Source organism: Aeromicrobium senzhongii, from assembly GCF_014334735.1.
Lineage (GTDB): Bacteria > Actinomycetota > Actinomycetes > Propionibacteriales > Nocardioidaceae > Aeromicrobium > Aeromicrobium senzhongii.
This window is the reverse complement of sequence record NZ_CP060587.1, coordinates 2,712,305-2,726,386: the sequence shown is the minus strand read 5'-3', so window position 1 is coordinate 2,726,386 and position 14,082 is coordinate 2,712,305. Positions and strand designations below refer to the sequence as shown.

At 70.7% G+C, this 14,082-nt stretch carries 13 protein-coding genes; 9 read left to right on the top strand and 4 right to left on the bottom strand.

Annotated features, from left to right (window positions below):
• Positions 1-23 precede the first annotated feature (23 nt).
• The 3 genes from purF (at position 24) to H9L21_RS13430 (ending at position 2,861) form a co-directional block, all read left to right on the top strand.
• Entirely contained in the window at positions 24-1,520 is a 1,497-nt protein-coding gene (gene purF / locus H9L21_RS13440; RefSeq protein ID WP_187411570.1) for an amidophosphoribosyltransferase, read from the top strand.
• The gene (purM, locus tag H9L21_RS13435; protein ID WP_187411569.1) at positions 1,517-2,560 is read left to right on the top strand and encodes a phosphoribosylformylglycinamidine cyclo-ligase; all 1,044 of its coding nucleotides are present in this window, start codon (positions 1,517-1,519) and stop codon (positions 2,558-2,560) included. Before purF ends, purM begins: the two co-directional genes overlap by 4 nt.
• A gap of 124 nt (positions 2,561-2,684) precedes the next feature.
• Entirely contained in the window at positions 2,685-2,861 is a 177-nt protein-coding gene (locus H9L21_RS13430; RefSeq protein WP_146826240.1) for a DUF3073 domain-containing protein, read from the top strand.
• A 122-nt stretch (positions 2,862-2,983) separates the two neighbouring features.
• Here H9L21_RS13430 and H9L21_RS13425 read toward each other — a convergent pair whose 3' ends face one another.
• Positions 2,984-5,035 carry an MMPL family transporter gene (locus tag H9L21_RS13425; RefSeq protein WP_222865792.1) on the bottom strand — a complete coding sequence of 684 codons (2,052 nt, stop codon included), beginning with the start codon at positions 5,033-5,035 and terminating at the stop codon, positions 2,984-2,986.
• A gap of 62 nt (positions 5,036-5,097) precedes the next feature.
• The gene (locus H9L21_RS13420; protein ID WP_154596491.1) at positions 5,098-5,733 is read right to left on the bottom strand and encodes a TetR/AcrR family transcriptional regulator; all 636 of its coding nucleotides are present in this window, start codon (positions 5,731-5,733) and stop codon (positions 5,098-5,100) included.
• 131 nt (positions 5,734-5,864) lie between these two features.
• Here H9L21_RS13420 and H9L21_RS13415 point away from each other — a divergent pair, with 131 nt between their 5' ends.
• The 4 genes from H9L21_RS13415 to H9L21_RS13400 are packed head-to-tail and all read left to right on the top strand — an operon-like array spanning position 5,865 to position 10,133.
• Positions 5,865-7,214, top strand: a complete 1,350-nt coding sequence (locus H9L21_RS13415) for a flavin-containing monooxygenase (protein ID WP_154596492.1) — start codon at positions 5,865-5,867, stop codon at positions 7,212-7,214.
• Complete coding sequence (locus tag H9L21_RS13410) at positions 7,211-8,065, top strand: SDR family NAD(P)-dependent oxidoreductase (RefSeq protein WP_154596493.1); 855 nt, start codon at positions 7,211-7,213, stop codon at positions 8,063-8,065. The genes H9L21_RS13415 and H9L21_RS13410 overlap by 4 nt, the downstream gene beginning before the upstream one ends.
• On the top strand, positions 8,062-9,414 hold the full coding sequence (locus H9L21_RS13405; protein WP_154596494.1) for an MFS transporter: 1,353 nt from the start codon (positions 8,062-8,064) through the stop codon (positions 9,412-9,414). Before H9L21_RS13410 ends, H9L21_RS13405 begins: the two co-directional genes overlap by 4 nt.
• Positions 9,411-10,133, top strand: a complete 723-nt coding sequence (locus H9L21_RS13400; RefSeq protein WP_154596495.1) for a TSUP family transporter — start codon at positions 9,411-9,413, stop codon at positions 10,131-10,133. The genes H9L21_RS13405 and H9L21_RS13400 overlap by 4 nt, the downstream gene beginning before the upstream one ends.
• A gap of 3 nt (positions 10,134-10,136) precedes the next feature.
• Here the strand turns inward: H9L21_RS13400 and H9L21_RS13395 are convergent, their stop codons facing one another.
• Together H9L21_RS13395 and H9L21_RS13390 are read right to left on the bottom strand one after the other, a co-directional pair.
• Positions 10,137-11,213, bottom strand: coding sequence for a Glu/Leu/Phe/Val dehydrogenase dimerization domain-containing protein (locus tag H9L21_RS13395; protein ID WP_154596496.1), 1,077 nt, complete (start codon positions 11,211-11,213; stop codon positions 10,137-10,139).
• A gap of 85 nt (positions 11,214-11,298) precedes the next feature.
• A complete protein-coding gene (locus H9L21_RS13390; RefSeq protein WP_154596497.1) occupies positions 11,299-12,120 on the bottom strand; it encodes an SDR family NAD(P)-dependent oxidoreductase in 822 nt (273 codons plus the stop codon).
• A gap of 41 nt (positions 12,121-12,161) precedes the next feature.
• On the opposite strand from H9L21_RS13390, the gene H9L21_RS13385 reads away from it, so the two are divergent.
• Both H9L21_RS13385 and H9L21_RS13380 read left to right on the top strand, forming a co-directional pair.
• Entirely contained in the window at positions 12,162-13,055 is an 894-nt protein-coding gene (locus H9L21_RS13385) for a sterol desaturase family protein (protein ID WP_249379069.1), read from the top strand.
• Positions 13,056-13,164: 109 nt separating this feature from the next.
• On the top strand, positions 13,165-14,079 hold the full coding sequence (locus tag H9L21_RS13380; protein WP_154596498.1) for an ATP synthase subunit B family protein: 915 nt from the start codon (positions 13,165-13,167) through the stop codon (positions 14,077-14,079).
• The last annotated feature ends 3 nt before the right edge of the window (positions 14,080-14,082 follow it).

Sequence of the window (14,082 nt, the reverse complement as noted above, 5' to 3'; positions counted from 1 at the left end):
TGGGTGGCCGCTAGACTGAATCCGTGCCCCGCGGAGATGGTCTCCTGACCCACGAGCTCGACCCCGCCGATGCCGGACCCCAGGACGCCTGTGGTGTCTTCGGTGTCTGGGCGCCCGGTGAGGAAGTCGCGAAACTGACGTACTTCGGCCTCTATGCCCTGCAGCACCGCGGGCAGGAGTCGGCCGGCATCGCGGTCAGCAACGGCCGCCAGATCCTGGTCTACAAGGACATGGGACTCGTCTCCCAGGTCTTCGACGAGGCCACCTTGGAGTCCTTGCAGGGCGAGGTCGCGATCGGCCACGCGCGGTACTCCACCACCGGCGCCAGTGTCTGGCAGAACGCGCAGCCGACGTTCCGCCCCACGGCGCAGGGGTCGGTCGCGCTGGGCCACAACGGCAACCTGACGAACACCCACGAGCTCGTCCAGCTGCTGCTCGAGCGCACGGCCGGCGACCCGAAGTCCGCTCACGCCGAGACCGCCACGACCGACACCTCCGTCATGGCCTCGCTGTTCGCGTCCTACCGTGACCGCTCGGTCGAGGACGCCGCGCTCGAGGTCCTGCCGAAGCTGCGTGGTGCCTTCTCGCTCGTGTTTATGGACGAGACCACCCTCTACGGCGCCCGCGACCCCCAGGGCATCCGCCCGCTCGTGCTCGGCCGGCTGGAGCGCGGCTGGGTCATCGCCAGTGAGACCGCCGCCCTCGACATCGTCGGCGCCTCGTACATCCGTGAGATCGAGCCCGGCGAGTTCGTCGCCATCGACGAGAACGGCCTGCGCAGCAGCCGGTTCGCCGAGGCCGCGCCCAAGGGCTGCATCTTCGAGTACGTCTACCTGGCGCGCCCTGACACCACGATCAGCGAGCAGCGCGTGTTCAGCGTGCGCGAGCGCATCGGCCGCAAGTTGGCGCGCACCGCCCCGGTCGAGGCCGATCTGGTCATCCCGGTGCCGGAGTCGGGCACCCCGGCGGCGATCGGGTACGCCGAGGAGAGCGGCATCCCGTTCGGCCACGGCCTGGTCAAGAACTCCTACGTCGGGCGGACCTTCATCCAGCCGTCCCAGACGATCCGCCAGCTCGGCATCCGACTCAAGCTCAACCCGCTGCGCGACGTCATCGCCGGCAAGCGCCTCGTGGTCGTCGACGACTCGATCGTCCGCGGCAACACCCAGCGCGCGCTCGTGCGGATGCTGCGCGAGTTCGGCGCGGCCGAGGTGCACGTGCGGATCTCGAGTCCGCCGGTGAAGTGGCCCTGCTTCTACGGCATCGACTTCGCCTCGCGCGCCGAGTTGATCGCCACCGGCCTGAGCGTCGACGAGATCCGCCGTTCCATCGGCGCCGACAGCCTGTCCTACGTCGAGCTCGACGACCTGATCGAGGCGACCAACGTCCCGGGCGACAACCTCTGCCGGGCCTGCTTCGACGGGGTCTACCCGATCGAGCTGCCCGACGACGACCTCATCGGCAAGCACCTCCTGGAGCTGCCGGCCAACGGGACCGAGCCCTTGAAGGTGATCCAGTGACCTCGTATGCCTCCGCCGGAGTCTCGATCGAAGCGGGCGACCGCGCCGTCGAGCTCATGAAGCAGTGGGTCGCCCGCGCGACCCGTCCCGAGGTCGTGGGCGGGATCGGCGGCTTCGCCGGCCTGTTCGACGCCTCCGCTCTCAAGTCCTACACGCGGCCGTTGCTGGCCACCAGTGCCGACGGCGTCGGTACCAAGGTCGCCATCGCCCAGGCGATGGACCGCCACGACACGATCGGCTTCGACCTCGTCGGCATGCTGGTCGACGACCTCGTGGTCTGCGGCGCCGAGCCGCTGTTCCTGACCGACTACATCGCGACCGGCAAGGTCGTGCCCGAGCGGATCGCCGACATCGTCAAGGGCATCGCCGAGGCGTGCGCCGAGACGGGCACCGCCCTGCTCGGCGGCGAGACCGCCGAGCACCCGGGCCTGCTGGCCCCCGACGAGTACGACATCGCCGGCTCCACCACGGGTGTCGTCGAGGCCGACCGCCTGCTGGGCGCCGATCGGGTCCGCGCGGGCGACGTCGTGATCGCGATGGCGTCCTCGGGTCTGCACTCGAACGGCTACTCGCTGGTGCGTCACGTCTTCTTCGACATCGCCGGGTGGAAGCTCGACCGCGAGGTCCCCGAGTTCGGCCGCACTCTGGGCGAGGAGCTCCTCACGCCCACGCGGCTCTACACCAAGCCCTGCCTGGCGCTGGCCGACGCCGTCGAGGTGCACGCGATGTCGCACATCACCGGCGGAGGCCTGGCGGCCAACCTCGAGCGGGTGCTGCCCGAGTCGGTCTCGGTCCGGCTCGACCGCTCGTCCTGGACCCCGGCACCGGTCTTCGGCCTCGTCGGTCAGCTGGGCGGCGTCGCCCAGGCCGACCTGGACCAGGCGCTGAACATGGGCGTCGGCATGGTCGCGATCGTGGCCCCCGACGCCGCCGACGCGGCCGTCTCCCTGCTGGCCGAGCACGGCGTCGACGCCTGGATCGCGGGCGAGGTCGGCGCCGCCGACGAGCACGGACCGGGCGGTTCGGTCACTCTCATCTGAAATATTCGCTGCAATACCGGTTCGCGAACGCGCCGAACCGGGGGCCCTGCATGCTTTCTGGGAACGTTTCGGTACGCTTGGGAGCACGACATTGTGAACCACTGAGTGCGAGGGGGTCGAGCCCATGGGCCGCGGCCGTGCGAAAGCGAAGCAGACCAAGGTCGCTCGCGATCTCAAGTACCGGACATTGGACACCGATTTCAATGATCTGGCCCGAGAGCTTCACGGAGAGTCCGGTGACCCGATCCCGGACCAGTACGTAGATCTCGCCAAGGAACTGGGAGGCCCGGCCGCCAGTTGAGCAGCTGGGCGATGTCTCCTTCCGTCGTCTGACGACGGACTCCACTGAAGCGACACCTGTAGGGGCACTGCGGTGCCCGGGCGGCTCCGGCGGTCGGTCTCACCGACCGCCGGAGCCTTTCGTCATCGGGAGATCTTGCTGGGCCACCAGAACCAGCGGCCGCACAGCGCCACGATGGCCGGTGTCGCGACGCCACGCACCAGCACGGTGTCCAGCAGCACGCCGAATCCGACGATGACGCCGAGCTGCGCCAGCAGCACGAGCGGCAGCACGCCCAGGACGGCGAACACGGCGGCCAGCAGGATGCCGGCGCTCGTGATGACGCCGCCCGTGACGGCGAGCGCCTTGACGATCGAGGCCGTCGCATCGCCCGTCACGACCATCTCCTCGCGCGCTCGCGCGGTCAGGAAGATGTTGTAGTCCACGCCCAGCGCGACCAGGAAGATGAACGCGAGCAGCGGCGTGCTGACGTCCATCGCCGACCAGCCGAGCACCCGGTCGAACAGCACCCAGCCGACACCCAGGGCGGACAGGTAGGACAGCACGGTCGTCGCACACAGCAGGACCGCGGCCACGACCGAGCGCAGCAGCACCAGCAGCATGATCAGCACGATCACGAGCACGATCGGGATGACGCGCCAGCGGTCGTCGGACGCCGTCTGGTTCTCGTCCAGGGCCTGCGCGTCGGTGCCACCCACGAGCGAGTCCGGATCGGCGTCGTGCACGGCCGTGCGGAGGCCTTCGATGGTGGTCAGGGCCTTCTCGCTCTCGGGCTCGACCGAGAGCACGACCTGCACCTCGGCGAGGTCGTCCGACGCGTTCGCGGGCCGGGCGCTCTCGACGCCCTCGACCTGGTTCGCCGCGGCCACGACGGACTCGACCTTGTCCGGTGAGGTGACCACCGTGGTCGGCGAGGAGATGCCGGCGGGGAACGCGTCCTGCAGGGTCTCCTGGGCGGTGATCGACTCCGGGGTGTCGAGGAACTGCTCGCTCTGGCCCAGGCCCGTGTTCAGGCCCAGCAGGCCCGCGGCCATGGCCGTCAGCACCGCGAGGGCCGCGATCGTGGTCGGCCACGGCCTGGAGGTGACCGCCTTGCCGACGCGGAACCACCAGCCCTTCTCGGCCGGGTCGGCGTCGCCCTCGTGCGGGACGAACGGCCAGAACAGCCAGCGACCCGGGATGACCATGGCCGAGGGCAGCACGAGCAGGGCGAACGCCACGGCGACCGCGATGCCGAGCGCCCCGGACCAGCCGATCGCGCTGACGAACGGCGAGTCGGCGATCAGCAGCGACAGCAGTGCGAGGACCACGGTGCCCGAGCTGGACAAGATGGCCGGGGCCGCTCCGCCGAGGGCGGTGCGCATGGCCTCGTGCCGCGACGAGTGGCGGCGCAGCTCCTCGCGATAGCGGGCGATCAGCAGCAGGGCGTAGTTGGTGCCGGCGCCGAAGACGAGGACGGACGTGATGCCGGTGATGGAGCCGTCGATGCCCACGTCGAACGCGCCCGAGACGCCCTCGAGCGCGCGGGCGGCCACCCGGTCGCCGATGCCGATGACGGTCAGGGGCACGAGCCACAGCCACGGGCTGCGGTACGTGACGATGAGCAGGATGGCCACGACCGCGGCGGTGACGGCCAGCAGGCGCACGTCGGCACCGGCGAACACGGCACCGAGGTCGGCCTGGACGGCCGGTGCGCCCGTGACCTGGGCCTTCACGCCGTCGGGCAGGTCCTGCTTCGCGAGGTCGCGCAGCTCCTTGACCCGGTCCTTGTTCTCGTCGGACTCCAGGCCCGTCTCGAACGGCACGGCGACGAGTGCGGCGGACTGGTCCTCGGCGGGCACCGGCGGGCTGACCTCGACGCCGAGCTCGGACGCGATGGCGCGCGAGCGTTCGGCGATCGCCGCCAGGTCACGCCCGTCGAGTCCGCTGTCCTTGGAGTAGACGACGATGGCCGGCGCCTCGTCCGCGTTCGGCAGCTTCTTCAGCGCGGCCCGGGCCTGGGACGACTCCGCGGAGTCCGGCAGGTTCGAGCCGGCCTCCGAGCCGGTGGTCGGATCGGGCGCGAACGCCATGATCAGGCCGGCGACCACGAGGCCGAGCAACACGACCACGATCGATCGCTTGGGGCCCACGAGATGAGCCAGGGGAAAGGTGCGTTGAGCGCGGCGATTCACGCTAGAAGGTTAAACTGTCTAACGAAATTCCGCTCAGTCCGGTCCGTGTCGTGTGACGCGGATCAGGCGACGGGCAGGGAGAGAGCGCCGTCGACGAGGTCGTGCAGGTGGCGCCGGAATCGCTCGAATGTCGGGTGATCCGTGGGCTGGGCCCGGGTACCCGTGGGGTCGACCACGCCGGCCCGGCTGAAGGCGTGGGTCGTCCACACGATCGTGTAGACGAGCAGGTCCAGGTCGGCGTTCGTCGTGACGTGGGCGCTCTCGAGCAGCGCGCGGACGCGACCGGCGACCCGCTCGACGAGCGGGCCGGTGAACTCGCTCTCGAGTTCGGACAGCATCTCGCCCTCGGCGAGCCAGCGTCGCATCCACAGCGCGGGGACGTCGGGGTGGGCCACGCAGAAGCTCAGGTACGCGTCGATGAAGGCGTGCAGTCCGGCGCGCGCCGCCTCGGGCGTCGACTCGGTGTCGGGGAGGGTGGTCAGCGCCTGCTCGACGGAGTCGCGCTGGGCGATGTGCGCCTCGCGCATGACCTCGCGGTAGAGGTCGCTCTTGCCGCCCACGTGATAGGCCACCGTGGCGATGTTGAGGCCGACGGCCTCAGCGATCGCGCGCGTGCTGGTGGCGTCGTACCCGCGCTCGGCGAACAGCCGCGAGGCGGCGGCCAGGATGCGGTCACGGCTCGACGGCTGCTCGCTCATGGCGTCACCCTACGCCATGGCTCCATCAGTTGATGGATTCCGTTTCTCCTGGTGAGAGTTGCTTGCGCTCCTCTCCATCATGCGATTGAATGACCGCGTCGAGACGCACGTCACACGAAGGAATCACCCACATGCCTGCTCATGTCGCCGTTGTCGGCGCCGGCGCCGCCGGTCTGACGACCGCCAAGTCACTGCTGGACGAGGGCCTGGACGTCACCGTCCTGGAACTGGGCGACCGGCCCGGCGGCCTGTGGGTCCAGGGGAACGCCAGCGGCCTGTCGCCGGCCTACGACTCGTTGCACCTCAACACGAGCAAGGGCCGCACCGAGTTCGCGGACTTCCCGATGCCGGCCGACTGGCCCGACTACCCGTCCGCCGCGATGATCGCGGGCTACCTCGCGGACTACGCCGAGCGCTTCGGCGTCACCGAGCGGATCCGATTCGGGACCGAGGTCGTTTCGGTCGACCGCACCGACACCGGCTGGACCGTCGTGTCCCGCACGGGCGACGTCGAGACCGCCGAGACCTTCGACGCGGTCGTCGTCGCGAACGGCCACAACTGGGACCCGCGCTGGCCCGAGCCGCAGTACCCCGGGACGTTCGACGGCGAGCAGATGCACGCGCACGACTACCGCAGCGCCTCGCAGTTCGCGGGCCGGCGCGTCATGGTCGTCGGGATGGGCAACTCTGCGATGGACATCGCGGTCGACGCCTCGTACGTGGGCAGCGGCCCGGTGCTGCTGTCGGCGCGCCACGGCGTCCACATCGTGCCGAAGTACCTCTTCGGCCGGCCCGCCGACGCGACCGGCGCCCTGTTGTCGGCGCTGCCGTGGCGGGTTCGCCAGAAGGTCGCCGAGACGATGCTGCGGGTCGCGGTGGGCACACCGCAGTCGTACGGCCTCCCTGCCCCCGCCGGCGGCCTGTTCCAGAACCACCCGACGATCAGCGACACGATCCTGCACCGCGTCACGCACGGCGAGGTCGTCCCGCGGCCCGGTATCGAACGCTTCGAGGGATCGCGTGTCCACTTCACGGACGGCACGTCCGACGAGGCCGACGTCATCGTGTGGGCGACCGGCTATCGCGTCACGATCCCGTTCCTGGGTGAGCGGTGGATCGGCGCCGACCCGGAGCGACTGCCGCTCTACCAGCGGGTGTTCCACCTCGACGATCCCGGTCTGGCGTTCGTGGGACTCATGCAGTCGACGGGCGCCGCGCTGCCCGTGGTCGAGGCACAGGGCAAGCTCGTCGCGGCGCACCTCGGCGGCCGCTACGGCCTGCCCGCGCCGGACGAGCAGCGAGCGGTCGTGGAGTCGACGTATGCCGCCGCCGTCGCCCGATGGGGGAACAAGCGGCCCATGATGCGCATCGACTTCGACGAGTACGTCGCTGCCGTGCCGAAGGAGATCGCTGCCGGCGCCGCCCGCGCCGATCGCGGCGCCGTCACCTTCCGTCCCGTCTCCCAGGAGGTCCCCGCATGAAGCTCTCGCTCCTGACACCCCGCCGGCCCGCCGCCGGGCGCCGCGTCCTCATCACCGGCGCGTCTGGCACGCTCGGCCGCGAGCTCGGCCGCCGTCTCGTCTCCGAGGGGGCCGTCGTGGTCGGCCTCGACATCGCCCCGGCGGGGGACGAGCCCTTCGAGGTCGTCGCGTGCGACATCACCGACGACGACTCGGCCGCAGCCGGTGTCGCCCGGGCCATCGACCTGCTCGGCGGGCTCGACGTGCTGGTCAACAACGCCGGCATCGGCGGGCCTGCCCCGGCCGAGCTCGCGCCCGGCGACGAGGTCCGTCGTCAGCTCGAGATCAACCTGGTCGGCACGTGGCGGATCACGGCGGCGTGCGTGGACGCGCTCGTCGCGTCCCGCGGCCGCGTCGTCATGGTCACCTCGCGCATGGCCGTCATGCAGTTGCCGCTGGCAGCGGCGTACGGCGCCTCCAAGCGCGCGATGGTCGCCTATGCCGATGCCCTGCGACTCGAGCTGGGCACGCACGTGGGGGTCACCTGCGTCTATCCGTCCGCCGTCCGCAGCCCCATCCACGACTCCACCCGCGAGGCGGGGCTGTCCCTGGAGGGCATGAGCAGCTACGAGTCCCTCGAGGGCGTCGTCGACGCGATCCACCTCGCGGCGCTGTCGGCTCGGGCCCGCCGCGACATCACCACCACGGGCAGGGGAGCGGTGGAGTTCTTCCTGTCCCGGCACCTGCCGCAGGTCACCGACGGGATCGTCCGCCGCACCCTCGCCGGCCGCGCCGCCGCCGGCGCGTTCGACGGTGCCGAGCTCGCCGCCGGCGTCGTCGCACGTCACCGGGGAACGGCGGGCGTCCGATGAGCGCCCGTGAGGACGCGCCCATCGACGAGTCGACCCGCGCGCCCGTCGGCGCCCTGTCCGCCTACGCCTCCGGCTCGTTCGGCATGGGCGTCTGGGTCACGGTGCCCGGCCTGCTGCTGCTGTACTTCCTGACCGACATCCTCGGGGTCGCCGCCGCTCTCGCCGGCCTGACCCTGCTGCTGCCGAAGATCATCGACGTCGTCATCCACCCGATGATCGGCTCGCGCTCGGACCGCCAGGCGCGAGCACTCGGACACCGGCGCCGCATGATGACCGGGGGCGTGGCCCTCGGCCTGGCGATGGTGGCCATGTTCACGGTCCCGTCCTCGCTCGAGGGCGCACCCGCCGCCGCATGGGTCGGCGGTTGGTACATCGTCGGCAACCTGCTGTTCGCGATGTTCCAGGTGCCCTACCTGACCACGCCGTCCGACCTGCGGATCGGCTACCACGAGCGCACCCGCGTCTTCATGTTCCGGATGCTGTTCCTGACGGTCGGACTGCTGGGCGCCGGCGTCGCCGCGCCCGCTCTCGTGTCCAGCGAGCAGCGCGGCGACTACACGACGATGGCCGCCGTCCTGGCCGTCGTGATGGTCGTGTCGGCTCTCGTGGCGATCCTGGGCGTGCGCCGGCTGACCGACGCGTGCGGTTTCCGGGCACCGGCCGAGTCCGCCGGGCACTCGACGATCGCGGACGTGAAGGTGGCCTGGGCCGACCGCGACTTCCGCATGCTGGTCCTGTCCTACCTGTTCACCGGCACCACGACGCACCTGTTCATGGCGGCGCTGCCGTACTTCACGCGCTACGTCTTCGACAGCGCGGGCCTGACGGCGGTGTTCATGGGCTGCTTCCTCGCTCCCGCGGTCCTGGCCGGCCCGATCTGGCTGAGGCTCTCCCGCAGGATCGGGAAGCAGCGCGGTCTGCTGCTCTCCCAGCTGATCTTCGTCGTCGGTTCGCTGGCGGTGGCGCTGGGCGCGTGGCTGGACGCGGTCGCCGTGTCCGTCGTGGTCGTCGCGGTCATGGGCTTCGCGTTCGCCGGCCTGCAGCTGTTCGCCTTCTCGATGGTGCCGGACGCCGTCGCGGCCGCGGAGGAGAAGGGCGACTCCCAGGCCGGCGCGTACACGGGGGTCTGGACGGCCACCGAGGCGCTGGGAACGGCGGCCGGCCCGTACCTGTACTCGGCCGCGCTGGCCGTGGGCGGCTTCGTCTCCAGCACCGCCGACGTCGAGGTGACGCAGCCCGACTCGGCGATGAAGGCGCTGCTGTGGGGCTTCACCGTGCTGCCGGCCGCACTGATGGTCGTGGCGATCGTGTTCCAGCGCCGCTACCGGCTCGACCCCGCTCGCCGATGAGTGATCAGCTCCTCGCCGGACTGTCGTCCGGCGACCTCGTCCTGCTCGCCGTCCTCGTCGGAGCCTTCGCCCAGGCGACGACCGGCATGGGATTCTCCCTCGTCGCCGCACCCGTGCTGATCGCCGTGCGCGGGCCGGCGGAGGGGGTCGCCCTGGTCGTGCTCCTGGCGGCCTGCTCGTCGGGGCTGCCGCTCCTGCGGGAGGGGCGCCACGCCCAGCGGCGCGACGCGCTGCGGCTCCTGGTCCCCACACTCGCCGCGACACCGCTGATCGCCTGGGCGCTGGCGCCCCTCGACCACACCTGGCTCGCGGTCGCCGGCGGGATCGGCGTCGTCGTCGGCGTGGCGATGCTCGCGTCCGGATGGCGGTCGGCATGGCTGCGTCGGCCTGCGGGCACCATCGCGACGGGCATCATGAGCGCCGGCCTGAACGTGGTGGGCGGAGTGGGCGGGCCACCCGTCGGTCTCTACGCCGCCAACTCGACCTGGACCCCCGCGCAGACCCGCGGCACGCTGCACACGTTCCTGATCGTGCAGAACCTCGTCACCGCCGTGGTGGTCGGCCTGGTGCTGCCGTCGTGGCAGATGCTGGCCGCGCTCGGGGTCGGCACGGTGGTCGGGCTGGTCGTCGCGCCGCGGCTGTCGATCGGCGCGGCCCGCGCGGGGATCCTGTGCGTCTCGGCGGTCGGCGGGATGGCCCTCCTGCTGAGCGCCGCCTGACGGTCAGGGGAGCCGGATCTGCCCGAGTCGTCCGATCTCGCGGATGCGCTGCTCGGCCTGGCGGTCCGCGGCCTCCGCGGTCGTGATGTCCTCGCTCGCCGCGCGCTCCAGCACGGACAGGGTCGTTTCGAAGATGCCGGTCGCCCGGGCCTTCGCCCGCTCGAACGAGAACCCGCTCGGATCCAGCTCGTCCGCCACCTGGATCACGCCGCCGGCGTTCACGCAGTAGTCGGGCGCGTAGACGATCCCCCGGTCGGAGAGCAGCTTGCCGATGCCCTCGTGGGCCAGCTGGTTGTTGGCCGCGCCGGCGACGACCTTCGCGGTCAGCGTCTCGAGGCTCTTCTCGTCGAGCGCACCGCCGAGGGCGCAGGGCGCGTAGACGTCGAGGTCGGCTGCGATGAGGGCGTCGGTCGACTCGGCGACCTCGATCGAGGGGTACTGCTGCACCAGACGCGCCACCGCCTCGGAGTCGATGTCGGTGACGACGACGCGCGCGTCCTCCTCGACCAGGTGGGCGGCCAGGTGCCGTCCGACCTTGCCCACGCCGGCGATGCCGACGCGCTTGCCCGCCAGCGACTGGTCGCCCCACGTGAACTGGGCGGAGGCGCGCATGCCTTGGTAGACGCCGAAGGCGGTCAGGACGCTGGAGTCGCCGGCGCCGCCGTGGTCGACCGTCCGGCCGGTGACGAAGTCCGACTCGCGCGCGATGACGTCCATGTCGATGGAGTAGGTGCCCACGTCGCAGGCGGTGAAATAGCGCCCGTTCAGCGACTGGACGAAGCGGCCGTAGGCCCGCAGCAGCGCCTCGGACTTGTCGGTGCGCGGGTCACCGATGATGACGGCCTTGCCGCCGCCCAGGTCGAGTCCGGCGAGCGCGTTCTTGTAGGCCATGCCCTGGCTGAGGTTGAGGACGTCCGCGAGCGCGTCGGTCTCGGAGGCGTAGGGGAAGAAGCGGGTGCCACCCAGGCCCGGGCCCAGTGCGGTGGAGTACAGGGCGATGATCGCCCGCAGACCGGAGGCCTCGTCGTGACAGAACACGACTTGCTCGTGGTGGGTTCCGAAGCTGCTGGGCGCGCCCATGAGTCCTTCTTCCTGGCCGGGAGGGGTGGTTCCGGACCGGTCTGAATCGGTGACGACCGGGGGTGGTGGCCGCCTGCGGCCGATGCTACTCGGGTACGTCGCCGGCGGCCGTCCGCCGAGCCAACTGACGGTCCATCCGGCGGAAGAACGGCGCGGTCGCCCGGGTGACGATGCCAGGGGCCAGGGCCATCGACGTCTCGCCGGCGACGCCGAACGCGCTCGCGATCCGCGAAGGGCGTGACACGACGGCGCGCTCGATCCAGCGGGCCGCGTCGTCGGGGCTCATCATCTTCATCGCTCGGTAGATCTCGGTGCCCCCGGACATCGGGGTGCGCACCATCGGGAAGTGCACCGTCGAGGTCGTGATCCCCGCGTGACCCAACTCTGCAGAGAGGGAGCGGACGTACGACTCGAGGGCGCTCTTGCTGGCCAGGTAGGCCGAGAAGAGAGGGATCGGCACCTGGGTCGACAAGGTCGAGCTGACGACCACGTGTCCGCGGCCCTGCGCCAGCATCGAGGGCAGTACGAGGTGGATCAACCGCACGGACGCGAAGTAGTTGATCGCCATGACCCGCTCGTGGTCGTGCAGCCGGTCGAAGGACTCGACGATCGGGCGCCGGATCGAGCGGGCCGCGTTGTTCACCAGGACGTCGATGCGGCCGTGGTCACCGAGGACCTGCTCGACGGCGGCGGCAGTGGAGTCGTCGTCGGTGAGGTCGACCGGGTACGCCTCGGCGGCGCCTCCCTCGGTGCGGATGGCGGCGGCGAGGGACTCGAGCTCGTCGGCGCGCCGGGCCAGGAGGCACACCGTCGCACCGCGTGCGGCGAGGCGTCGCGCGGCGGCCGCGCCGATCCCGCTGGAGGAGCCCGTGACGACGATGACCTGTCCGGCCGGATCGATGCCCATGGCGTGTGAGCGTAGTCACATCGAGGCCGTATCGTGGTCGCGTGCTCGAGGAACTCCTGGACCCGATGAAGAACCCGGTCACCTACGCGGTGCCGTTCTTCCTGCTCAGCATCGCGATCGAGGTCGCCGCCCTGCGGTGGCTCGACCACGACGACAACGTCACGGGCTACGCGTTCAAGGACGCGCGCACGTCGATCTCGATGGGCGTCGGCTCCATCGTGTTCCTGACGACCTTCAAGGTCATCACGTTCTTCGGGTTCGTGTTCGTCTTCGCCCACGCGGCGCTGTTCGAGCTGTCGACCTCGGCCTGGTGGTACTGGCCGACGCTGATCATCGCGCTGGACTTCTGTTACTACTGGCACCACCGCTTCAGTCACCGCGTGCGGATCGGCTGGGCCGGACACCAGGCCCACCACTCCAGCGAGTACATGAACTTCGGTACGGCGCTGCGGCAGAAGTGGAACCCCTGGTTCGAGTTCTTCTTCTGGCTGCCGTTGCCGTTGTTGGGCTTCGCGCCCTGGACCTTGTTCGCAGCGTTCGCGGCCAACCTGATCTACCAGTTCTTCGTGCACACCGAGATGGTCGGCAAGCTGCCGCGGCCCATCGAGTGGGTCTTCAACACGCCGTCGCACCACCGGGTGCACCACGGCTCGGATCCGGAGTACCTGGACAAGAACTACGGCGGCATCCTCATCGTCTGGGACCGCCTGTTCGGCACGTTCCAGCCCGAGCTGCACCGCCCGCGCTACGGACTGACCCACCCCGTCGAGACCCACAACCTGCTGACGCTGCAGTACGGCGACTACCGCAAGATGGCCGCCGACGTCCGCGCGGCGGCCACGTGGCGCGAGAAGCTCGGCTACGTGCTCGGGCCTCCGGGATGGCGGCCCGACGGCTCGGTCGAGCGCGGCCGGGCCGAGGCCGGCACCAGCTGATCGTCCACGCCTCGCGATGTCTCAGATCCGTGTCGTCACGATGGGCGCGGCGGCCGTTCCCCTCGTAGGGTGTTGGAAATCGGCGACATGAACCTCGAGAGGATCCGCGATGGCCAAGGACAAGAGCGACAAGAAGCTCCACGAGAAGGTCGGTGACCTGACCAAGGAGATCCGCAAGGCCAGCAAGTCGGCCGAGAAGGAGATCGGCAAGGCTCGCAAGTCCGCCGAGAAGACCGCTGCCAAGCAGGTCGACCGGGCGATGAAGACCGCGTCGAAGCAGATCGACCGCGTGAAGTCCGACGTGGCGCAGGTCCGTGACACCACGGCCAAGCAGATCGCCGACCTGACCGCGGCCGTCGACCAGCTGCGGTCCGAGATCGCGAAGCAGGCCCGCAACGCCACCGGACGTGGCGGGGAGTCCACCTCCTCGGCGGCTGCCGCCGCTCCCGCCCCGGCGGGTGCCTCGCAGCCGATGGACCCCGCCGACTCCACCCCGTCCTCCGAGCCGCCCGTGGCCTCGGCCGCGGCCGAGAAGCTCGCGGCGGCCGATCCGGACGTCCCGGATCGCACGACCACGCCGGGCACCACGTTCACGACCGACGAGCAGCCCACCAACCGGACGACGGCACGCAAGGCGCCGGCCAAGAAGAGCTCGGCCAAGAAGGCTCCGGCCAGGTCCGCGAACGGCACCAGCTCGGCGACCACGAAGAAGGCGGCCGCGAAGAAGACGACGGGCGCCGGCACCTCCACGGCCGCGAAGAAGTCCGCAGCCAAGAAGACCGCGGCGAAGAAGACCGCGGCGAAGAAGACGGCCACCAAGAAGGCGACCACGGCGAAGAAGACGACCGCGAAGAAGTCGCCCACGGCGACGCCGGGCGCCCCGGACACCCAGGCCGCCGCGACCCCCGGTCGCAAGACGGCCGCCCGGAAGGCGAGCACGCCGCCGTCGACGACCGGCACGACGACCCCGCCGCCCGCGACGCCGCAGAGCGGTGCCGGGGCGGACGTCCCCGCGTCCGACTGAGTC

What these genes read in the sequence shown, in the direction of transcription:
- H9L21_RS13405 (WP_154596494.1), top strand. Translation starts at nt 8,062, where the DNA reads ATGAGCGCCCGTGAGGACGCGCCCATCGACGAGTCGACCCGCGCGCCC.
- H9L21_RS13420 (WP_154596491.1), bottom strand. Translation starts at nt 5,733, where the DNA reads ATGAGCGAGCAGCCGTCGAGCCGTGACCGCATCCTGGCCGCCGCCTCG.
- H9L21_RS13390 (WP_154596497.1), bottom strand. Translation starts at nt 12,120, where the DNA reads ATGGGCATCGATCCGGCCGGACAGGTCATCGTCGTCACGGGCTCCTCC.
- H9L21_RS13395 (WP_154596496.1), bottom strand. Translation starts at nt 11,213, where the DNA reads ATGGGCGCGCCCAGCAGCTTCGGAACCCACCACGAGCAAGTCGTGTTC.
- H9L21_RS13415 (WP_154596492.1), top strand. Translation starts at nt 5,865, where the DNA reads ATGCCTGCTCATGTCGCCGTTGTCGGCGCCGGCGCCGCCGGTCTGACG.
- H9L21_RS13430 (WP_146826240.1), top strand. Translation starts at nt 2,685, where the DNA reads ATGGGCCGCGGCCGTGCGAAAGCGAAGCAGACCAAGGTCGCTCGCGAT.
- H9L21_RS13410 (WP_154596493.1), top strand. Translation starts at nt 7,211, where the DNA reads ATGAAGCTCTCGCTCCTGACACCCCGCCGGCCCGCCGCCGGGCGCCGC.
- H9L21_RS13400 (WP_154596495.1), top strand. Translation starts at nt 9,411, where the DNA reads ATGAGTGATCAGCTCCTCGCCGGACTGTCGTCCGGCGACCTCGTCCTG.
- H9L21_RS13380 (WP_154596498.1), top strand. Translation starts at nt 13,165, where the DNA reads ATGGCCAAGGACAAGAGCGACAAGAAGCTCCACGAGAAGGTCGGTGAC.